Genomic DNA, 16,112 nt, shown 5'->3' on the forward strand with positions numbered 1-16,112 from the left:
CCGTGGCCGACCAGAACGAGATCAAGAAGCTCCTCGACGACCCCAACGTCACGGGTGACACCAAGAAGCAGCTCGTTCGCGCGCTCGCCGGTGCGGGCGGCAGCGAGGACGAGGTCAAGCGCTACGCCCAGGCCAACGGCGTCGAAGTGCCGGACGACCCCGGCTTCTGGAGCCACGCGGGCGGCATCCTGCTCGCGCCGGTGACCGGTGGCGCCAGCGAGGCGTACGTCATCGGCAAGGAGATGCAGCACGGCAAGTGGACGGTGGAGGGCGGCGACGCCGACAAGCTCGTCAAGAAGGCGGGCGAGGAGCGCGAGCTCGGCAGCACCCAGAAGGTGCTCAACGAGACCGGTGACTTCAAGACGTCCGACGAGCTGCTCGACGCGGGTGCGCCCGGACTGCGCTTCTTCGAGAAGTTCATCCCCATCTACCAGAAGGCCGCGCCGCTCTGCGGGCACAACGGCCAGGCGCCGGACCTCAAGGGCTACATCTACAAGAACTACGACGAGGTCCGCGAGATCGACTTCGGCAAGTTCCGCGAGGACGCCGAGAAGATCAACAAGGCGGGCGCGGAGCTCGACAACCACCAGAACGGGATGACCCGCGCGTGGGGCGGGCTCGGGTCGTGGTCGGGCGACGCCGCCAACGCGGGCCGCGCCTACAACGACAAGTTCAACGGTGCCGCGACCGGCTTCATCGACGACTCGCAGAAGGCGCCCGGCACGATCACCGGCGCTGCCTCGGCGATGCAGAAGAAGGTCAAGGAGTTCGCGCAGCACGTCCACGACCAGTACAACGAGAAGTGCGGCGGCATGACTGTCGAAGAGGCCGAGACGGCCATTCGACAGGCGGGCGGCGACGTCTTCGAGAACGACGCGGGCATCCTCGACTGGCTGTACGGCGCCATGGACGGCCCCGGCTGGGTCAAGGGCATCGTCGTCGGCGCGTTCTTCGGCGGCCCGCTCGGCGTGCTCGCCGGACTCGGCTGGGACAGCTGGATCTGGAACGCGCGGCAGAAGGTCATCGACGAGGCCAAGCAGAAGCTGAAGGGCCTGTGCGGGGAGTTCGACTCCAAGAAGCAGGCCTTCGACGGCTACTGCAAGGCCGTGCAGGACGGCGTCAAGGCCGACTACGACACGATGTTCGGCGCGCTCGACGGGCAGATCAAGGACAAGCCCTTCGGCCAGGTCGGCGACCCGCCCTCGTTCACCGAGCAGCCCGGTGGCAAGGAGAAGCCCAAGCAGCCGGGCGGTGGCCCCGGTGGTGGCCCCGGCGGTGGGCCTGGTGGTGGCCCCGGCGGTGGGCCTGGTGGTGGGCCTGGTGGTGGCCCGGAGATGCCGAAGCCGCCGGAGAACCCGCTCGACAAGGACGGCGACGGCAAGCCGGACGTCCCCGGTGACACCGATGGCGACGGCAAGCCCGACGACCTCGACGGCGACGGCAAGCCCGACGTGCCGAAGCCGGAGAAGGAGCTCGAGACCGTCACGGTCAAGAGCGGCGACAACACGATCAAGATCACGGAGCCCGACTCGAACGGGCACGTGAAGATGACCATCGACACGCCCAAGGGCGACCCGAAGACCTACGACCTCGACTTCAGCAAGAACCCCGAGGCCGCCAAGGCGCTGATGGGTCAGAACGGCGCGGCTGCGATCGGCAACCTGGCGAGCAGCGTGCAGGGCTCCCAGGCGGGCGGTCCGGCGGCGAACTCGCCCACCACGGCCGGTTCCCAGGCACCCGGCGGCACCCCCGGCAACACGCCCGGTGGCGCCGGTGGTGCGGGCGCGGCGATCCCGGTCGAGGTCGGTGCGGACGGCAAGATCCACATCGAGCAGGACGGGATCAACTTCACCGCCGAGGTGAACCCGGACAGCGGTGAGATCAACCTCACGATCGACGACGGCGACGGCTCGCCGGACCAGATCGGCGTGGAGTTCGGCGAGGACGAGAACCCCGACGCGGGAACTGACGGCGAGTCCGCCGGTGGCCGTCCCGGCACGGACGACCTGCCGCCGCTGGAGGCGGACACCGGCCTGCCGGACGACGCGTTCCCGGCACCGATGCCCGCGCCGGACGAGATCACCACGCTGCCCGCCGAGGGCGACAACCCGTGGAACCCGCCTGGTGAGGGCGGCCGCGACTACATCGAGGACAACGGCATCATGCCGAACGTCGGCGATGAGCCGCGTGCGTTCCCCGGCGAGGGTGGCCGCGGCTACATCGAGGACAACGGGATCATGCCGAACGTCGGCGACGGTTCTTCGCGCGCCGATGGCCCGGTGTACGCGGCGTCCTCCGACTCGACGGCCACGTCGGGCGTCTCGATGGCCGGCTCGTCGCCCAGCGGTGAGTCGGTGCTCGGCGGTTCCGTCGGCGGCTCGTCCAGCGCGGTCGGCGGCGACAGCGCGTGGCACAGCGAGCAGGCCAACGCGGCCGACAGCGGCAGCCAGTTCGGCACCAGCACGTCCGAGGCCGGTCAGGCGGGCCAGGCGACGCTGCCGTCCATGCAGGACGGTCACGGCCAGCAGTCCGGTCCCGGTGGCTCTCCCGGCGGCATGATGGGCGGCGGGATGATGGGCGGTGCCCCGCCTGCCGGCGGCGGTGCCCAGGGCGGTCAGGGCGGCGACACCGAGCGCGGCCCGAGCCAGTGGCGCACCACCGGGTCGCTGTTCGACGACGACAGCGCGCTGAGCCGCGTGCAGGGCGTGCTGGGCGATGACCGGGGAGGCCACTGATCATGGCGATCATCGAGACCGATCCTCGGGTGCAGGCCCTGTTCGACGAGAACACGGCCGCCACCCGGCGGGCGAACGTCGAGACGTCCGCGGCGCTCAAGGCCGACCAGGACCGGCTGGCCGCGGAGGCGCGCGCCCGCGAGGAGAAGTTCGCGGCCGCGCAGGCCGAGCTGAAGAAGCAGTCCGAGGAAGTCGCCAAGCCGGGTGAGAAGCCGAAGAAGCCCCAGTGGGAGCAGAAGGACCGCTCCGTCGGCGAGATGGCGTTCGGGCCGGAGGACGAGGACGAGCAGGCCCCGCTGCGGGCTGCCGCGTCTCCACCTCCGCCGCCGGTCGCTCCTCCGCCGCCTCCGCCCGCTCGACCGGCGGCTCATCGCCGACCCGCCCCGCGGGACGACGATGACGACGACCTGAGCGGCCAGACCTGGCTGTCTTGACCCGGCTCAGCCTCGGCTGGGCCGGACCTTGAGCGGGCCGCGCTGGTACGCCAGCGCGGCGTGCTTGACGTCGTTGTCCAGCAACGCGTCGTAGCTGCGGTCACCGGCGAGGTGACGCAGCAGGAACGCCGTCGTGAAGGCCTTGGCGTGCGTCTGCGCGGCGCGCTCGGCGCGGCCGTCCAGCAGCAGCTCGCTCCAGTGCCTGCCCTCGGCGAACCCGAGGTGCGACGCCTTGTCCAGCATCCGCAGCTGCACCGGGCCCGCCCACGCGGACGCGATGGCCTCGGCGTGCGCGACCGGCGGTGCGATGCGGTCCTCGGCCGCCGCGAGGTGCAGACCGGGTGCCGTCACCGTGCGCGCGACGTCCACAGCGGACGGGTGCGTCTCCGTTGCGGCCAAAGTCACAACGGCGCGCACGCGGTCCGAACCGGCCGCGGTGTGCACGGCCGCGCCGCCGCCCATGCCGTGCCCGGCGACCGCGAGGCGGTCCGGGTCGACGCTGATCTCACCGTCACCGAGCCGCACACCAGCGCAGACGTCCAGCGTCGTGGCCAGGTTCGACGACAGCAGGCGGGCCGAGAGCAGTGGTCCGCGCTCGGTCGCGGGCGCCGCGGCGACGATGCCCCAGGACGCCAGGTGACGCAGCAGGCCCCGGTAGCGGTGCACCGGCTGGAGCCAGCCGTGTCCGAACGCGACGGCGGGCAGCCCGAGCCCCTCGCGCGGCGTGAACACCACGCCGGGCAGGCCGACCAGCGCCAGGTCTCCGCGCAGCACCTCGTGGGTTCCGGGCCTGCTGAGCTGGAGGAAAGCCTCACGAGCGGTCAGTTCGATCACGCGGCGAGCCATGGCTGAACGGTAGTCGATGCTGCGAGCCTCGACACACTCGCGATTGGTCTACACCAAAACCGGGCCTGACCTGCACGGATTCGATCAAGCGGCGCTTTCGGTTTCGCGCTGTGGTCTAGCTACCCTGTCACCCGTGTGCGGAATCGTGGGATACGTGGGACACCGGTCGGCGCTCGACGTCGTACTCGACGGGTTGAGGCGTCTCGAGTACCGGGGGTACGACTCGGCGGGCGTCGCGGTGGTCGCCGACGGCGGCCTCGCAGTCGAACGCAAGGCCGGGCGCCTGGCCAACCTCGAGGCCAGGCTGGACGAGGTCGGCCGCGAGTCCTTCGCGGGCACCGTCGGCATGGGCCACACCCGGTGGGCGACGCACGGCGCGCCGATCGACCGCAACTCGCACCCGCACCGCGACGCGACCGGACGGGTCGCCGTGGTGCACAACGGCATCATCGAGAACTTCGTCGCCCTGCGTGCCGAGCTCGAGGCGGCCGGCGTCGAGATGGCGTCGGACACGGACTCCGAGACGGTCGCGCACCTCGTGGCCTTCGCGTACGGCGACGGTGAGACGAAGGGCGACCTGCCCGCCAGCGTGCGCCTCGTCGCCCGGCGGCTGGAGGGCGCGTTCACGCTCGTCGTGACGCACGCCGACGAGCCGGACCAGGTCGTCGCCGCACGCCGTTCCTCCCCGCTCGTCGTGGGCGTCGGCGAGGGCGAGCACTTCGTCGCGAGCGACGTGTCCGCGTTCATCGAGCACACCCGCGAGGCCGTCGAGCTCGGCCAGGACCAGATGGTCGTGATCACCCGCGACGGCTACGACGTCACGGACTTCGTCGGCGAGGCAGCGCAGGCCAAGCCGTTCACGGTGAACTGGGACCTCAGCGCCGCCGAGAAGGGCGGCCACGAGTACTTCATGCTCAAGGAGATCGAGGAGCAGCCGGAGGCGCTGGCGAACACGCTGCGCGGCCACTTCAACAACGGCCGCATCGTCCTCGACGAGCAGCGTCTCTCCGACCAGGACCTGCGCGACGTCGACAAGGTCTTCGTCGTCGCCTGTGGTTCCGCCTACCACTCCGGTCTCGTCGCGAAGTACGCGATCGAGCACTGGACGCGCCTCCCCGTCGAGGTCGAGCTCGCGTCCGAGTTCCGCTACCGCGACCCGGTGCTCGACCGCGACACGCTCGTCGTCGCCGTGTCGCAGTCCGGTGAGACCGCGGACACGCTGGAGGCCGTGCGGCACGCCCGTTCGCAGAAGGCCCGCGTGCTGGCGGTGTGCAACACCAACGGCGCGCAGATCCCGCGCGAGTCGGACGCGGTGCTCTACACGCACGCCGGCCCGGAGATCGGTGTCGCGTCGACCAAGGCGTTCCTCGCGCAGATCGCCGCGAACTACCTCGTCGGCCTGGCGCTGGCGCAGGCCCGCGGCACCAAGTACCCGGACGAGGTCGCCCGCGAGTTCCACGAGCTCGAGGCCATGCCCGAGGCCGTGCAGCGCGTGCTCGGCACCGTCGAGCAGGTCCGCGCGCTCGGCCGTGAGCTGGCCGACTCGAAGGCCGTGCTGTTCCTCGGCCGCCACGTGGGTTACCCGGTGGCGCTGGAGGGTGCGCTGAAGCTCAAGGAGCTCGCGTACATGCACGCCGAGGGCTTCGCCGCCGGCGAGCTCAAGCACGGTCCGATCGCGCTGATCGAGGAGGGCCTCCCGGTCGTCGTCGTGATGCCGTCGCCGAAGGGCCGCGCGGTGCTGCACTCGAAGCTGGTGTCGAACATCAGCGAGATCCAGGCCCGCGGCGCGCGCACGATCGTGATCGCCGAGGAGGGCGACGAGACGGTCCGCCCGTTCGCCGACCACCTGATCGAGATCCCGGCCGTCCCGACCCTGCTGCAGCCGCTCATCTCGACGGTGCCGCTGCAGGTGCTGGCCGCCGAGATCGCCCGCAGCCGCGGCTACGACGTCGACAAGCCCCGCAACCTGGCGAAGTCCGTTACGGTCGAGTAGGTGCGCGGGGTCTGGAGCACCGAACGGGTCAAAGCCGCTGAAGAAGAGCTCATGGCGGTCGTTCCGCCGGGCTCCTTGATGCGGCGGGCCGCGTTCGGTGTCGCGACGACCGCTTTGGCTCTGCTGCGCGGCAAGCGCCGCGTCACTTTGCTCGTCGGCGCGGGCAACAACGGTGGCGACGCCCTGTGGGCCGGGTACTTCCTGCGCAGGCGGGGCGTTGCCGTCAACGCGGTTCTGCTGAATCCGGCCAAGGCGCATCCCGAGGGCCTCGCGGCATTTCGCCGCGCCGGTGGTCGGGTGACGTTGGACGTCGGCGCGCCGGACCTCGTCATCGACGGCATCGTCGGTTTGTCGGCACGCGGTCCGCTGCGTCCCGACGCCGCCGCTCTCGTGGGTTCCGTGCGGGCTCCGATCCTGGCCGTCGACCTGCCGAGCGGCGTCGACCCGGACACCGGCGAGATCACCGGGCCCGCGGTGCGGGCGCACACGACCGTCACGTTCGGCTGCCTCAAGCCGGTGCACGCGCTGGCGGAGTGCGGTGACGTCCGGCTCGTCGACATCGGACTGCGACCGGTCGACCCGGACTTCGTGCTGCTGGACAGTTCCGACATCTCGTGGCCGGTGCCGGGGCCCGGTGACGACAAGTACACGCAGGGCGTCACCGGTGTGGCCGCCGGCAGCGCCACCTATCCGGGTGCCGCTGTGCTGTCGACCGGTGCGGCGGTGCTGTCGACGTCGGGCATGGTCCGGTACGCGGGGCACGCGGCCGACGCGATCCGCGCGCGGTGGCCGGAGACCGTGTGCACCGGGTCGATCGGCGACGCGGGACGCGTTCAGTCCTGGGTGGTCGGTCCCGGTCTGGGGACCACGCACGCTTCGGCTGACGTGGTGCGGCACGTGCTCGACGCGGGCGTGCCGGTGATCGCCGACGCGGACGCGATCACGTTGCTGGCGCAGGACTCCTCGCTGTGGGACGCCCGTGATCCGGACACGCCTCTGGTGCTCACGCCGCACGACCGCGAGTTCGAACGGCTCGCCGGGCCCGTTGGGGCTGATCGTGTTGCCGCCGCCGCGAAGGCCGCCGAGCAGTTCAACGCCGTCGTGCTGCTGAAGGGCAATCGGACCGTCGTCGCGGCGCCGGACGGGCGGGTACTGGTGAACTCCGCCACGTCCAGCTGGCCCGCCACCGCCGGGTCGGGGGACGTGCTGTCCGGGATCATCGGCGCGCTGCTCGCGGCCGGAGTGGATCCGTGGCTGGCCGCCGGTTGGGCGGCCTACGCGCACGTGCTGGCCGCGGAGCTGGCGGCTCGTGGGGCTCCCGCGCCCGCCTCGGCTCTGATGTCCGCGATCCCGGACGCGATCCGCCAGGTGCGCGGCAGCTGACCTGCGGATTGTGGACAGAGCTCTGGAATTGTCGGTGCCGGCTGGCAGAATTGAATCCAGGGTTCCCCTGGGCGGCGACCTCTGCGTGAGCACGGCCCGGCGCAGACGGGTGTGATGGGCGCGGCCTCCGGCATGACGTGCACCTCAGAGGCACGCAGGAGTGTCGGACCCCTGTGACACCATGAGCGGGTTATGTCCCGTGCAGAAGCTGTCATCGACCTAGGAGCGCTGCGGCACAACGTCGCCCTGCTGGCGGCCGAGGCCCCGCGCGCCGCGACCATGGCCGTGGTCAAGGCGGACGGCTACGGGCACGGCGCGCTCGAGGTGGCCAAGGCCGCGCTGGAGGCCGGGGCGACCTGGCTGGGCGCCTGCTCCACCGCCGAGGCGCTGAACCTGCGCGTGGCCGGCATCCGGGCCCCCATGCTGGCCTGGCTGGACGCTCCGGAGGAGGACCTGGCCGCAGGCATCGCCGCGGACGTCGACATGTCCGTCGCCTCGCTCAGCGACCTGCGCCGGGTGGAAGAGGCGGCGGCGCTGAGCGGCAGCCGCCCCAGGATCCACCTGAAGGTCGACACCGGACTGTCCCGCAACGGCTGCCAGCCCAAGGAGTGGCCCGAGCTCGTCCAGGCGGCCAAGAAGCACGAGGTCGTCGCGGTCTGGTCGCATCTCGCGTGCGCGGACGACATCGGCCACCCGTCGATCGACCTGCAGGCCAAGCGCTTCGACGACGCCTACGACGTGGCGCGTGAGGCGGGCCTGCACCCCATGCGGCACATCGCGAACTCGGCGGCGCTGCTGACGCGCCCCGATCTGCACCACGACCTCGTGCGGCCGGGCATCGCGATCTACGGGCTGAACCCGGTGCCGACGGACCACGACCTGCGCCCCGTCATGACCTTCAAGGCGTGCGTGGCGCTCACGAAACGTATCCCCGCGGGCGAATCCGTCTCCTACGGAATGACATGGACGGCCCAGCAGGACACGACGCTCGCGCTTGTACCCGCGGGCTACGCGGACGGTGTGCCGCGAGCGCTCTCCGGACGGATGGAGGTGCTGCTCGGCGGCGAGCGGCGCCCGGTGGTGGGGCGTGTCTGCATGGACCAGATCGTCGTGAACTGCGGGGACGACGAGATCCAGGAGGGGGCGGAGGTGATCCTCTTCGGACCTGGGACGAAGGGGGAGCCGACCGCGAGGGAATGGGCGGAGCTGACGGGGACGATCGACTACGAGATCGTCACCGGGATGTACCGGCCGAGGGTCCGGAGGGTCTTCACGTGAAGCCGGTGTGGAAGGTCGTCGGGTGGGCGGGCGGCGTGCTCGGTGCCGCCGTCGCGGGTGCTGCTGTCGCGCAGACGGCGAAGGTGCAGCACCAGCGCCGGACGGTGGCGGACGGCCTCGCCTCCGAACCGCTGGGGCAGCTGCGGCCGGACCGCGAGTCCACGGTCGCCGCGGACGACGGCGTGCCGATCTCCGTCGAGGAGATCGACCCGGTCGACGGTGGCGAACCGGACCTGACGGTCGTGCTGGTGCACGGCTTCGCGCTCGACCGCCGCTGCTGGCACTTCCAGCGCCGCGACCTCGCGGAACTGGACGACCCGCGCGTCCACCAGGTCCTCTACGACCAGCGCAGCCACGGCCGCTCGGGCCGCGCGACGCCTGAGTCGAGCACCATCGAGCAGCTCGCGCACGACCTGGACGCGGTGATCCGCGCGGTCGTGCCGGAGGGGCCGCTCGTGCTCGTCGGGCACTCCATGGGCGGCATGACGATCATGGCGCTCGCCGAGTTACGTCCTGAGCTGTTCGAGCAGCGGGTGCGCGGCGTCGCACTCGTCAGCACGGCGGCGGGTGCGGTCGGCGGCGCGGGACTCCCGAAGTCCGTGCTGTCGCGGTACAACCCCGTGACGCTGGGCGTCGGACGGCTCGCCGGCATCCAGCCCGGCCTCGTCGAATGGGTGCGCGGCAAGGCGAAAACCCTGACCTGGAGCGGGATCAGGGCGCTCGCGTTCGGCGACAAGAGCGTCGCTCCGTCCCTCGTGGACCTGATGGAGCAGATGATCAACAAGACCTCGGTGAAGGTGCTCACCGAGTTCCTGGAGACACTGGGCACGCACAACCGCTACAAGGCGCTCGCCGGCCTCCGGCATTGCGAGGTGCTGGTGATCAGCGGCGACGCGGACAAGCTGACGCCGTTCTCGCACGCCGAGCGCATGGCGGAGGAGATGCCGCACGGCGAGCTCGTGCGGGTGCCCGGTGCCGGGCACATGGCGATGATGGAACAGGCGGACCTCGTGACCGACCACCTGGTCGGGCTGATCGAGCGGTGCGCCCGCGATCGTGGAGAGAGCCGGAAGAAGTGGTGGCGACGAGCGTGAAGACCGTGGAGCTCCCCCTCGTGGAGGACACGGAGGAGTTCGGGCGGAAGCTGGGTGGCGTCGTGCGCGCGGGAGATCTCGTGCTGCTCGCCGGACCGCTCGGCGCGGGCAAGACGGCACTGGTGCGCGGCCTCGCCGCGGGCCTCGGCGTCGAGGGCAGGGTCAGCTCGCCGACGTTCGTGATCGCCCGCGTGCACGGGCCCGCGGCCGAGGGCAGGGGCATCTCGCTGGTGCACGTCGACGCGTACCGGCTCGGGGGTCACCTGGACGAGTTGGACGACCTGGATCTGGACACGGATCTGGTGGACGCCGTCGTCGCCGTCGAGTGGGGCGAGGGCGTGGCGGAGCGCCTGTCGGAAGATCATTTGCTGATCCGCCTCGAGCGCCAAGCCGACGACGTTCGCACAGCTCAGCTGATCCCGCACGGCGAGTGGCGCCTGCGTGACCTACCTGTGTGATCTTCTCTAGCGCATCGAGTGAAGTCCATTAAGGACAGAGCGTGACGGGCCGATGACTCTCGCATGATCAAGAAGACTCTCCTTGCGACCGCAGTCATCGGTGGCGCCATGCTCGTGGCAGCCGCTCCCGCCTCGGCCGGTGGCCACGGCGGCGGAATCAGCATCGCCGACAACGTGTGCGCGGCACCGTGGCAGTGGAACGGCCCGTTCTCGCTGCTGCACGAGGGTCACGCGCCCGGCTACGCCGCGTGCAACGACAACTCGACCGGCCACAGCGACGCTGACATCAGCATCGCCAACAACGCGTGTCTGCTGCCGTGGCAGTGGAACGGCCCGCTGGAGATCTTCACGGTCGACCACGCGCCGTCCTACGTCGCCTGCAACGGCAACTCCGCGGGCTGATTCACCCCGCGATTCCACGGACCACGCCGAGCTCGACGAGGTCCTGAGGACGCAGCTTCAACTGGTCAGCCAGAACGGGTACGTCGTCGCGCCTGAGGATCGACGCGGCCAGTTCCGGTGCGGTCACGGAGAAGTAGGCGTCCGGAGTGATCCAGGTGCGGTCCGGCGAGGCTAGCGCGAGAGCCCCGCCGGACCCGCCCTCACCGATCACCAGCGTCGTGATCGGCACCCGTGCTCGTGCGATCGCCGTGAACACCTCCGCGATCGCCGCACCCGCTCCCGCCCGTTCCGCCGCCGCGTCGTTGGCCGCGCCGGGAGTGTCCACAAAGGTCAGCACCGGCAGTCCGAGCCGGTCAGCCAAGCCGATGATCCGCGCCGCCGTGCGGAATCCCGCCGGTGTCGTCGCCGTCCCGGCCTGCGCCACGTAGGCGATGCTCCGGCCGTCGTGCCGGCCGATGCCGCACAACACTCCCGCGTCCCGACCACCCGCGCGGTCACCGCTCAACGGGAACGTCACGTCGAAGTAGTCGTCCAGGTACGCCTGCGCACGCGGTCGTTCCGGCGCACGGGTCCGCCGCACCGCGGTCCAGCCGTCCGGTGGCAGGTCCTGCCGCCCGAGCGCCCGCGGCACCGGAGCCGGTTCAGCGCTCGCCGAGGTGAGCAGCCCGAGCAGCACACCCAGTTCTTCCCGCGTCACCACGGCATCGACGGTCCCGGCCGCGAACTGGCCCTCGGCCGTGTACTCCGGCCCGTCCTCGGGACGCACCCTGCTGCCCGCGAACCCGACCTGCGCGCCCGGCACCGCCAGCACGACGTCCGCGCTCGCGCCGAGCGACGCCCACAGCCCGCCCGTCGTCGGATCCCGCAGCACGGACACGCGGGCTAGTCCGGCCGCCGAGTGCTCCGCGCACACCGCGGCGATCCGGTGCAGTTGCTTCAGCGACACCACACCCTCCTGCATGCGGCTGCCGCCGGTCGCGATCAGCGAGACGACCGGCAGCCGTCGCGCGCGGGCCTCGTGGAACGCCCGCTCGATCACGTCACCGGCCGCGCTGCCGACGGAGCCGCCGAGGAACCCGAAGTCGAACTCGATCACCACCGCGTCGACGTCGCCGAACCGGCGCACGTCGAACGCCACGGACTCGGCGTGCCCGGTGCGGTCCCGCGCCCGCTCGAGCTGCTCCCGGTAGCCGGCCCAGTCGAGCGGGTCAGGTGCCGAGGGCACGCTTGAGCACCTTCCCCATCTCGTTGCGCGGCAACGCTTCCAGGTAGCGCACGACGCGCGGTCGCTTGTGCGGGGACAGCAGCTTCGCGACGTGGTCGCTCAGCACGGCCGGGTCGGGCGCCTCGCCGGACGGCACCACCCACGCGACGATCCGCTCGCCGAGGTCGTCGTCGGGCTCACCGGTCACCGCGACCTCGGCGACGTCCGGGTGCTCCAGCAGCGCGTTCTCGATCTCGCCCGCACCGATCTTGTAGCCACCGCTCTTGATCAGGTCGGTCGCGCGGCGCCCGACGATGCGCAGGTAGCCGTCGTGCTCGCGCACGGCCATGTCGCCGGTGCGGAACCAGCCGTCGCGGAACGCGGCCTCGGTCGCGTCCGGCCGGTTCAGGTACTCGAGGAACAGGTTCGGCCCGCGCACCTCGATCTCGCCGATGGCGTCGAAACCGACGTCGGTTCCCGCTTCGTCGACCAGCCGGACCTGCACGCCGTCGAGCGGCAGCCCGACCGTGCCCGGCCTGCGGTCGCCGGACGCGCGCACGCTGATGTTCATCAGCGTCTCGCTCATCCCGTACCGCTCGACGACGCGCTGCCCGGTCGCCTTCGCGATGCGCTCGTGGTCCGTCGCCGGCAGCGCGGCCGAGCCGGAGACCAGCAGACGAGCCTTGCCGAACGCCTCGGCCACCAGTGGGTTCCGCTCGACCTCGTCCGCGATCCGGTGGTACATCGTCGGGACGCCGAACATCATCGTGGCGCCGTTCGCCAGCTCGTTCGCGGCGGCTTCCACGGAGAACTTGCCCAGGTGGCGCACGGTGTTGCCGCGGCGCAGCGGCCCGATGATCCCGATGCCCAGCCCGTGCACGTGGAACAGCGGCAGGCCGTGCACCAGCACGTCGTCCGCGGTCCACTCCCACGCGGCCGCGAGCGCGTCCAGGTTGGACTTGAGGCTGCGGCGGGGGAGGACCACGCCCTTGGGCGGCCCTGTGGTGCCGGAGGTGTAGATGACCAGCGCCGGGGCCTCGTCGTCCGGCTCGTCGAAGCTCGCGGGCTCGCCGAGCTCGATCGCCGGTTCGCGCAGGACCTCGTCGGGCTGGGAGTCGTTGAGGATGTGCTCCAACTCGCGCTCGCCGATCTTGGGGTTGAGCGGCACGACCGGGACGCCCGCCATGAGCCCGGCGACCACGGCCACGCAGGTCTCGATGCTGTTCGTGGCCCAGACCGCGACCCGGCGCTTGCCCCTCAGCGTCGCGGCGAGAGTGCCTGCGGCGCGGTGCAGTTCGGCGTAGGTCAGAGACCTGTCGCCGAAACGAAGTGCTTCCTTCGCGCTCGGTTCAGCCAGCATTCGCCAACTGTGGCTGGCGGGCTTCGTGGCCGCATCAGGAGTGTGTCGCGACCCACTTCTCCGGGACCCGTACCCTTGACGACCGTGCTAGTGCTCGCTGTTGACACCGCCACCCCCGCCGTCACCGCCGGTGTGGTCGAACTGCTGCCCGATTCGCTCACGCTGCTCGCCCAGCGCGTGACGGTGAACGCGAAGGCGCACGGCGAGCTGCTCACCCCGCACATCCAGGCGTGCCTCGCCGAGGCAGGCCGGACGTTCGCCGAGCTCGACGCCATCGTGTGCGGCTCAGGGCCCGGCCCGTTCACCGGCCTGCGCGTCGGTCTCGCGACCGCCGGCGCGCTCGGGCAGGCGCTGAACCGCCCGGTGTACCCGGTGCCGACGCCCGACGCGCTGGCGCTGGACGCCCTGGCCCTGATGCTCGACCCCGCAAGCGGATCTTCGGGCGGTCACCCGCTGCTGGTCGCGACGGACGCCCGTCGCCGCGAGGTGTACTGGGCCGCGTACGACGCGCTCGGCCGCCGGGTCGACGGCCCGCACGTGGAACGTCCTGCCGACCTGGCCGCGAAGCTGCCGTCGCTCGGCGTGCACCAGGCCGTCGGCGAGGGCGCGCAGCTCTACGCCGACGTGCTCGGCCTGCCCGTGCTGGACGTCAAGCACCCGTCGCCGGTCAGCCTCGTGACGGCCGCGTCCGCCGAGGTGCTCGCCCAGGCGCGGCCCGCCCCGCTGACGCCCCTCTACCTGCGCCGCCCCGACGCCGTCGAGCCGGTCGGCCGCAAGCGGGTGACCCGCGCGTGACGGCCCCGACCGTGACGATCGCGCCGCTGCGTCATGCCGACGTGGCCCGGTGCGTCGAGATCGAGCACGAGCTGTTCCACGGTGACGACCCGTGGAGCGAGAACGCGTTCCGCAGCGAGCTCGACAACGGCAACTTCTACGTCGGCGCGTACGTCGACGACGCGCTGATCGGGTACGCCGGGCTCGCCGTGTCCGAGTACGAGGGCAGCATCCACACGATCGCCGTGGTGTCCGCCTGGCAGGGCCGCGGTGTCGGCCGCACGCTGCTGCGGACGTTGCTGGCCCAGGTCGACGCCGCTGGTGTCCCGGTGTACCTGGAGGTGCGCACGGACAACACCCCGGCGATCGCGATGTACCTGGCGCACGGCTTCGAGCAACTCGGCCTGCGCCGCCGCTACTACCAGCCGTCGGGTGCCGACGCGTACACGATGGGAAGGCCCGCGAACCGTGACTGACCGGCTCATCCTCGGAATCGAGAGCTCGTGCGACGAGACGGGCGTCGGCATCGTCCGGCTCGGCCCGGACGGCTCGCTCGAGCTGCTCGCCGACGAGGTCGCCTCCAGCGTCGAGGAGCACGCCCGCTTCGGCGGCGTCGTGCCCGAGGTCGCGTCCCGCGCGCACCTCGAGGCGATGGCGCCGACCATGCGACGCGCACTGGACAAGTCGGGCGTCGAACTGTCCGACGTGCACTCCATCGCGGTGACCGCGGGCCCCGGCCTCGCCGGCGCTCTGCTGGTCGGCGTCTCCGCCGCGAAGGCGTTCGCGGCGGCTCTCGGCAAGCCGTTGTACGGCGTGAACCACCTCGCCGGCCACGTCGCGGCGGACACGCTGCAGCACGGCCCGTTGCCGTCGCGCTGCCTGGCCCTGCTGGTGTCCGGCGGCCACTCGCAGCTGCTGCTGATCGAGAACGGCCTGGCGTCGTCGATCACCGAGATCGGCTCCACCGTGGACGACGCGGCGGGCGAGGCCTACGACAAGGTCGCCCGGCTGCTGGACCTGCCGTACCCCGGCGGCCCGCCCATCGACAAGCTGGCGCGCACCGGCAACGGCTGCGCCATCGCGTTCCCGCGCGGCCTGACCGGTCCTCGCGACTCGAAGTACGACTTCTCGTTCTCCGGCTTGAAGACCTCGGTCGCGCGCTGGGTCGAGCGCTGCGAGGCGGCGGGCGAGGAGGTGCCGCTGGCCGACGTCGCGGCGTCGTTCCAGGAGGCCGTCGCGGACGTGCTGACGTCGAAGGCGCTGCGGGCTTGTCGCGATCTGCGCGTCGACACGCTGGTGATCTCCGGTGGTGTCGCGGCGAACTCGCGACTGTCCGGTCTGGCCGCGGAGCGGTGCGCTTCCGCTGGCGTTGAGCTGCGCGTTCCTTCTCCCAGGTTGTGCACAGACAACGGTGCCATGATTGCCGCGCTGGGCGCTCACCTGGTGGCAGCGGGTGCGAAGCCGTCGCCGCTGGACCTGTCGACGACGCCCGGTCTGCCGGTGAACGTGGTGCAGATCCTGTAGCTGCCCGATGGGAGGACTTCGTGCGACTGGTCAGGTTCGGCCTCGTCGGAGTCCTCAACACGGTTGTGGATTTGAGCCTGTACCTGCTCTTGGTGGGGTTCCTGCCGGTGGTGCTGGCCAACTTCGTGTCGACGTCGTGCGGCATGGCCACCAGCTTCTGCCTGAACCGCGGCTTCACGTTCCGCTCGTCCGGTTCCGTCGTGCGGCAGCTGCTGCTGTTCGTGCTGGTCACCGGCGTCGGCCTGTGGGTCGTGCAGCCGTTGGTGATCTCCGCCGTTCCCGGCTTCGGTGTGCTCGGCGCGAAACTCGCAGGCATGTCCGTCGGCCTGGTGTGGAACTTCGTTCTGTACCACTACGTCGTGTTCCCGCTGCGATCTTCCGCGCAACTTCCGGGTTAGGGGAACCGGATCGTTCCCCGCTGCGTCGTGCAGATCATGGCTGGTTTCGGTGTCACCGCTGATGCACTCGACGCACACGCGTCGTCGCTGGACGGGTTGCACGGTCGTCTGCAGACGGCGGTGGATGCGGCTCGTTCGGTGTCGATGCCGACGGATGCGTACGGGATCATCTGCCAGCCGTTCCGGATGATGCTGGACCCGGTGGAGCAGTGGGGTCTGGACGCTCTGT

Annotated in this window: 16 protein-coding genes; 13 read left to right on the plus strand and 3 right to left on the minus strand. The window is 71.2% G+C overall.

Features of this window, described 5'->3' with window-relative positions:
* Positions 1–2: 2 nt before the first annotated feature.
* Both FKR81_RS44015 and FKR81_RS36335 read left to right on the plus strand, forming a co-directional pair.
* The gene (locus FKR81_RS44015; protein WP_186763379.1) at positions 3–2,735 is read left to right on the plus strand and encodes a WXG100 family type VII secretion target; all 2,733 of its coding nucleotides are present in this window, start codon (positions 3–5) and stop codon (positions 2,733–2,735) included.
* 2 nt (positions 2,736–2,737) lie between these two features.
* The gene (locus tag FKR81_RS36335) at positions 2,738–3,169 is read left to right on the plus strand and encodes a hypothetical protein (RefSeq protein ID WP_146358755.1); all 432 of its coding nucleotides are present in this window, start codon (positions 2,738–2,740) and stop codon (positions 3,167–3,169) included.
* A 6-nt stretch (positions 3,170–3,175) separates the two neighbouring features.
* On the opposite strand, the gene FKR81_RS36340 is transcribed toward FKR81_RS36335, so the two are convergent.
* Complete coding sequence (locus FKR81_RS36340) at positions 3,176–4,015, minus strand: dienelactone hydrolase family protein (protein ID WP_146358756.1); 840 nt, start codon at positions 4,013–4,015, stop codon at positions 3,176–3,178.
* 133 nt (positions 4,016–4,148) lie between these two features.
* On the opposite strand from FKR81_RS36340, the gene glmS reads away from it, so the two are divergent.
* The 6 genes from glmS to FKR81_RS36370 all read left to right on the plus strand — a co-directional run bounded on the left by glmS (position 4,149) and on the right by FKR81_RS36370 (position 10,623).
* The gene (glmS, locus tag FKR81_RS36345; RefSeq protein WP_146358757.1) at positions 4,149–6,008 is read left to right on the plus strand and encodes a glutamine--fructose-6-phosphate transaminase (isomerizing); all 1,860 of its coding nucleotides are present in this window, start codon (positions 4,149–4,151) and stop codon (positions 6,006–6,008) included.
* The gene (locus FKR81_RS36350; protein ID WP_146358758.1) at positions 6,009–7,391 is read left to right on the plus strand and encodes an NAD(P)H-hydrate dehydratase; all 1,383 of its coding nucleotides are present in this window, start codon (positions 6,009–6,011) and stop codon (positions 7,389–7,391) included.
* 192 nt (positions 7,392–7,583) lie between these two features.
* Positions 7,584–8,669, plus strand: a complete 1,086-nt coding sequence (alr, locus tag FKR81_RS36355; RefSeq protein WP_146358759.1) for an alanine racemase — start codon at positions 7,584–7,586, stop codon at positions 8,667–8,669.
* The gene (locus FKR81_RS36360; RefSeq protein ID WP_235922094.1) at positions 8,666–9,763 is read left to right on the plus strand and encodes an alpha/beta fold hydrolase; all 1,098 of its coding nucleotides are present in this window, start codon (positions 8,666–8,668) and stop codon (positions 9,761–9,763) included. Before alr ends, FKR81_RS36360 begins: the two co-directional genes overlap by 4 nt.
* A complete protein-coding gene (gene tsaE / locus FKR81_RS36365) occupies positions 9,760–10,221 on the plus strand; it encodes a tRNA (adenosine(37)-N6)-threonylcarbamoyltransferase complex ATPase subunit type 1 TsaE (RefSeq protein WP_235922100.1) in 462 nt (153 codons plus the stop codon). Before FKR81_RS36360 ends, tsaE begins: the two co-directional genes overlap by 4 nt.
* Positions 10,222–10,284: 63 nt before the next feature.
* The gene (locus FKR81_RS36370; protein ID WP_146358762.1) at positions 10,285–10,623 is read left to right on the plus strand and encodes a hypothetical protein; all 339 of its coding nucleotides are present in this window, start codon (positions 10,285–10,287) and stop codon (positions 10,621–10,623) included.
* A gap of 1 nt (position 10,624) precedes the next feature.
* Here the strand turns inward: FKR81_RS36370 and FKR81_RS36375 are convergent, their stop codons facing one another.
* Positions 10,625–11,848 carry a carboxyl transferase domain-containing protein gene (locus FKR81_RS36375; protein ID WP_146358763.1) on the minus strand — a complete coding sequence of 408 codons (1,224 nt, stop codon included), beginning with the start codon at positions 11,846–11,848 and terminating at the stop codon, positions 10,625–10,627.
* On the minus strand, positions 11,832–13,187 hold the full coding sequence (locus FKR81_RS36380) for an acyl-CoA synthetase (protein WP_146358764.1): 1,356 nt from the start codon (positions 13,185–13,187) through the stop codon (positions 11,832–11,834). The genes FKR81_RS36375 and FKR81_RS36380 overlap by 17 nt, the downstream gene beginning before the upstream one ends.
* An 84-nt stretch (positions 13,188–13,271) precedes the next feature.
* Here FKR81_RS36380 and tsaB point away from each other — a divergent pair, with 84 nt between their 5' ends.
* The 5 genes from tsaB to FKR81_RS36405 form a co-directional block, all read left to right on the plus strand.
* Complete coding sequence (tsaB, locus tag FKR81_RS36385) at positions 13,272–13,982, plus strand: tRNA (adenosine(37)-N6)-threonylcarbamoyltransferase complex dimerization subunit type 1 TsaB (RefSeq protein WP_146358765.1); 711 nt, start codon at positions 13,272–13,274, stop codon at positions 13,980–13,982.
* 11 nt (positions 13,983–13,993) lie between these two features.
* Positions 13,994–14,437 (plus strand): ribosomal protein S18-alanine N-acetyltransferase, encoded by a 444-nt coding sequence (gene rimI / locus FKR81_RS36390; protein WP_146358772.1) that lies wholly within the window; start codon positions 13,994–13,996, stop codon positions 14,435–14,437.
* A complete protein-coding gene (tsaD, locus tag FKR81_RS36395) occupies positions 14,430–15,485 on the plus strand; it encodes a tRNA (adenosine(37)-N6)-threonylcarbamoyltransferase complex transferase subunit TsaD (protein ID WP_146358766.1) in 1,056 nt (351 codons plus the stop codon). The genes rimI and tsaD overlap by 8 nt, the downstream gene beginning before the upstream one ends.
* 20 nt (positions 15,486–15,505) lie before the next feature.
* Positions 15,506–15,883, plus strand: a complete 378-nt coding sequence (locus FKR81_RS36400; RefSeq protein WP_146358767.1) for a GtrA family protein — start codon at positions 15,506–15,508, stop codon at positions 15,881–15,883.
* Between the two features lie 36 nt (positions 15,884–15,919).
* Positions 15,920–16,112: type VII secretion target (locus tag FKR81_RS36405; RefSeq protein ID WP_268891600.1), on the plus strand; the 193-nt coding region annotated here is incomplete at its 3' end.

It is taken from the genome of Lentzea tibetensis (assembly GCF_007845675.1).
Classification (GTDB): domain Bacteria; phylum Actinomycetota; class Actinomycetes; order Mycobacteriales; family Pseudonocardiaceae; genus Lentzea; species Lentzea tibetensis.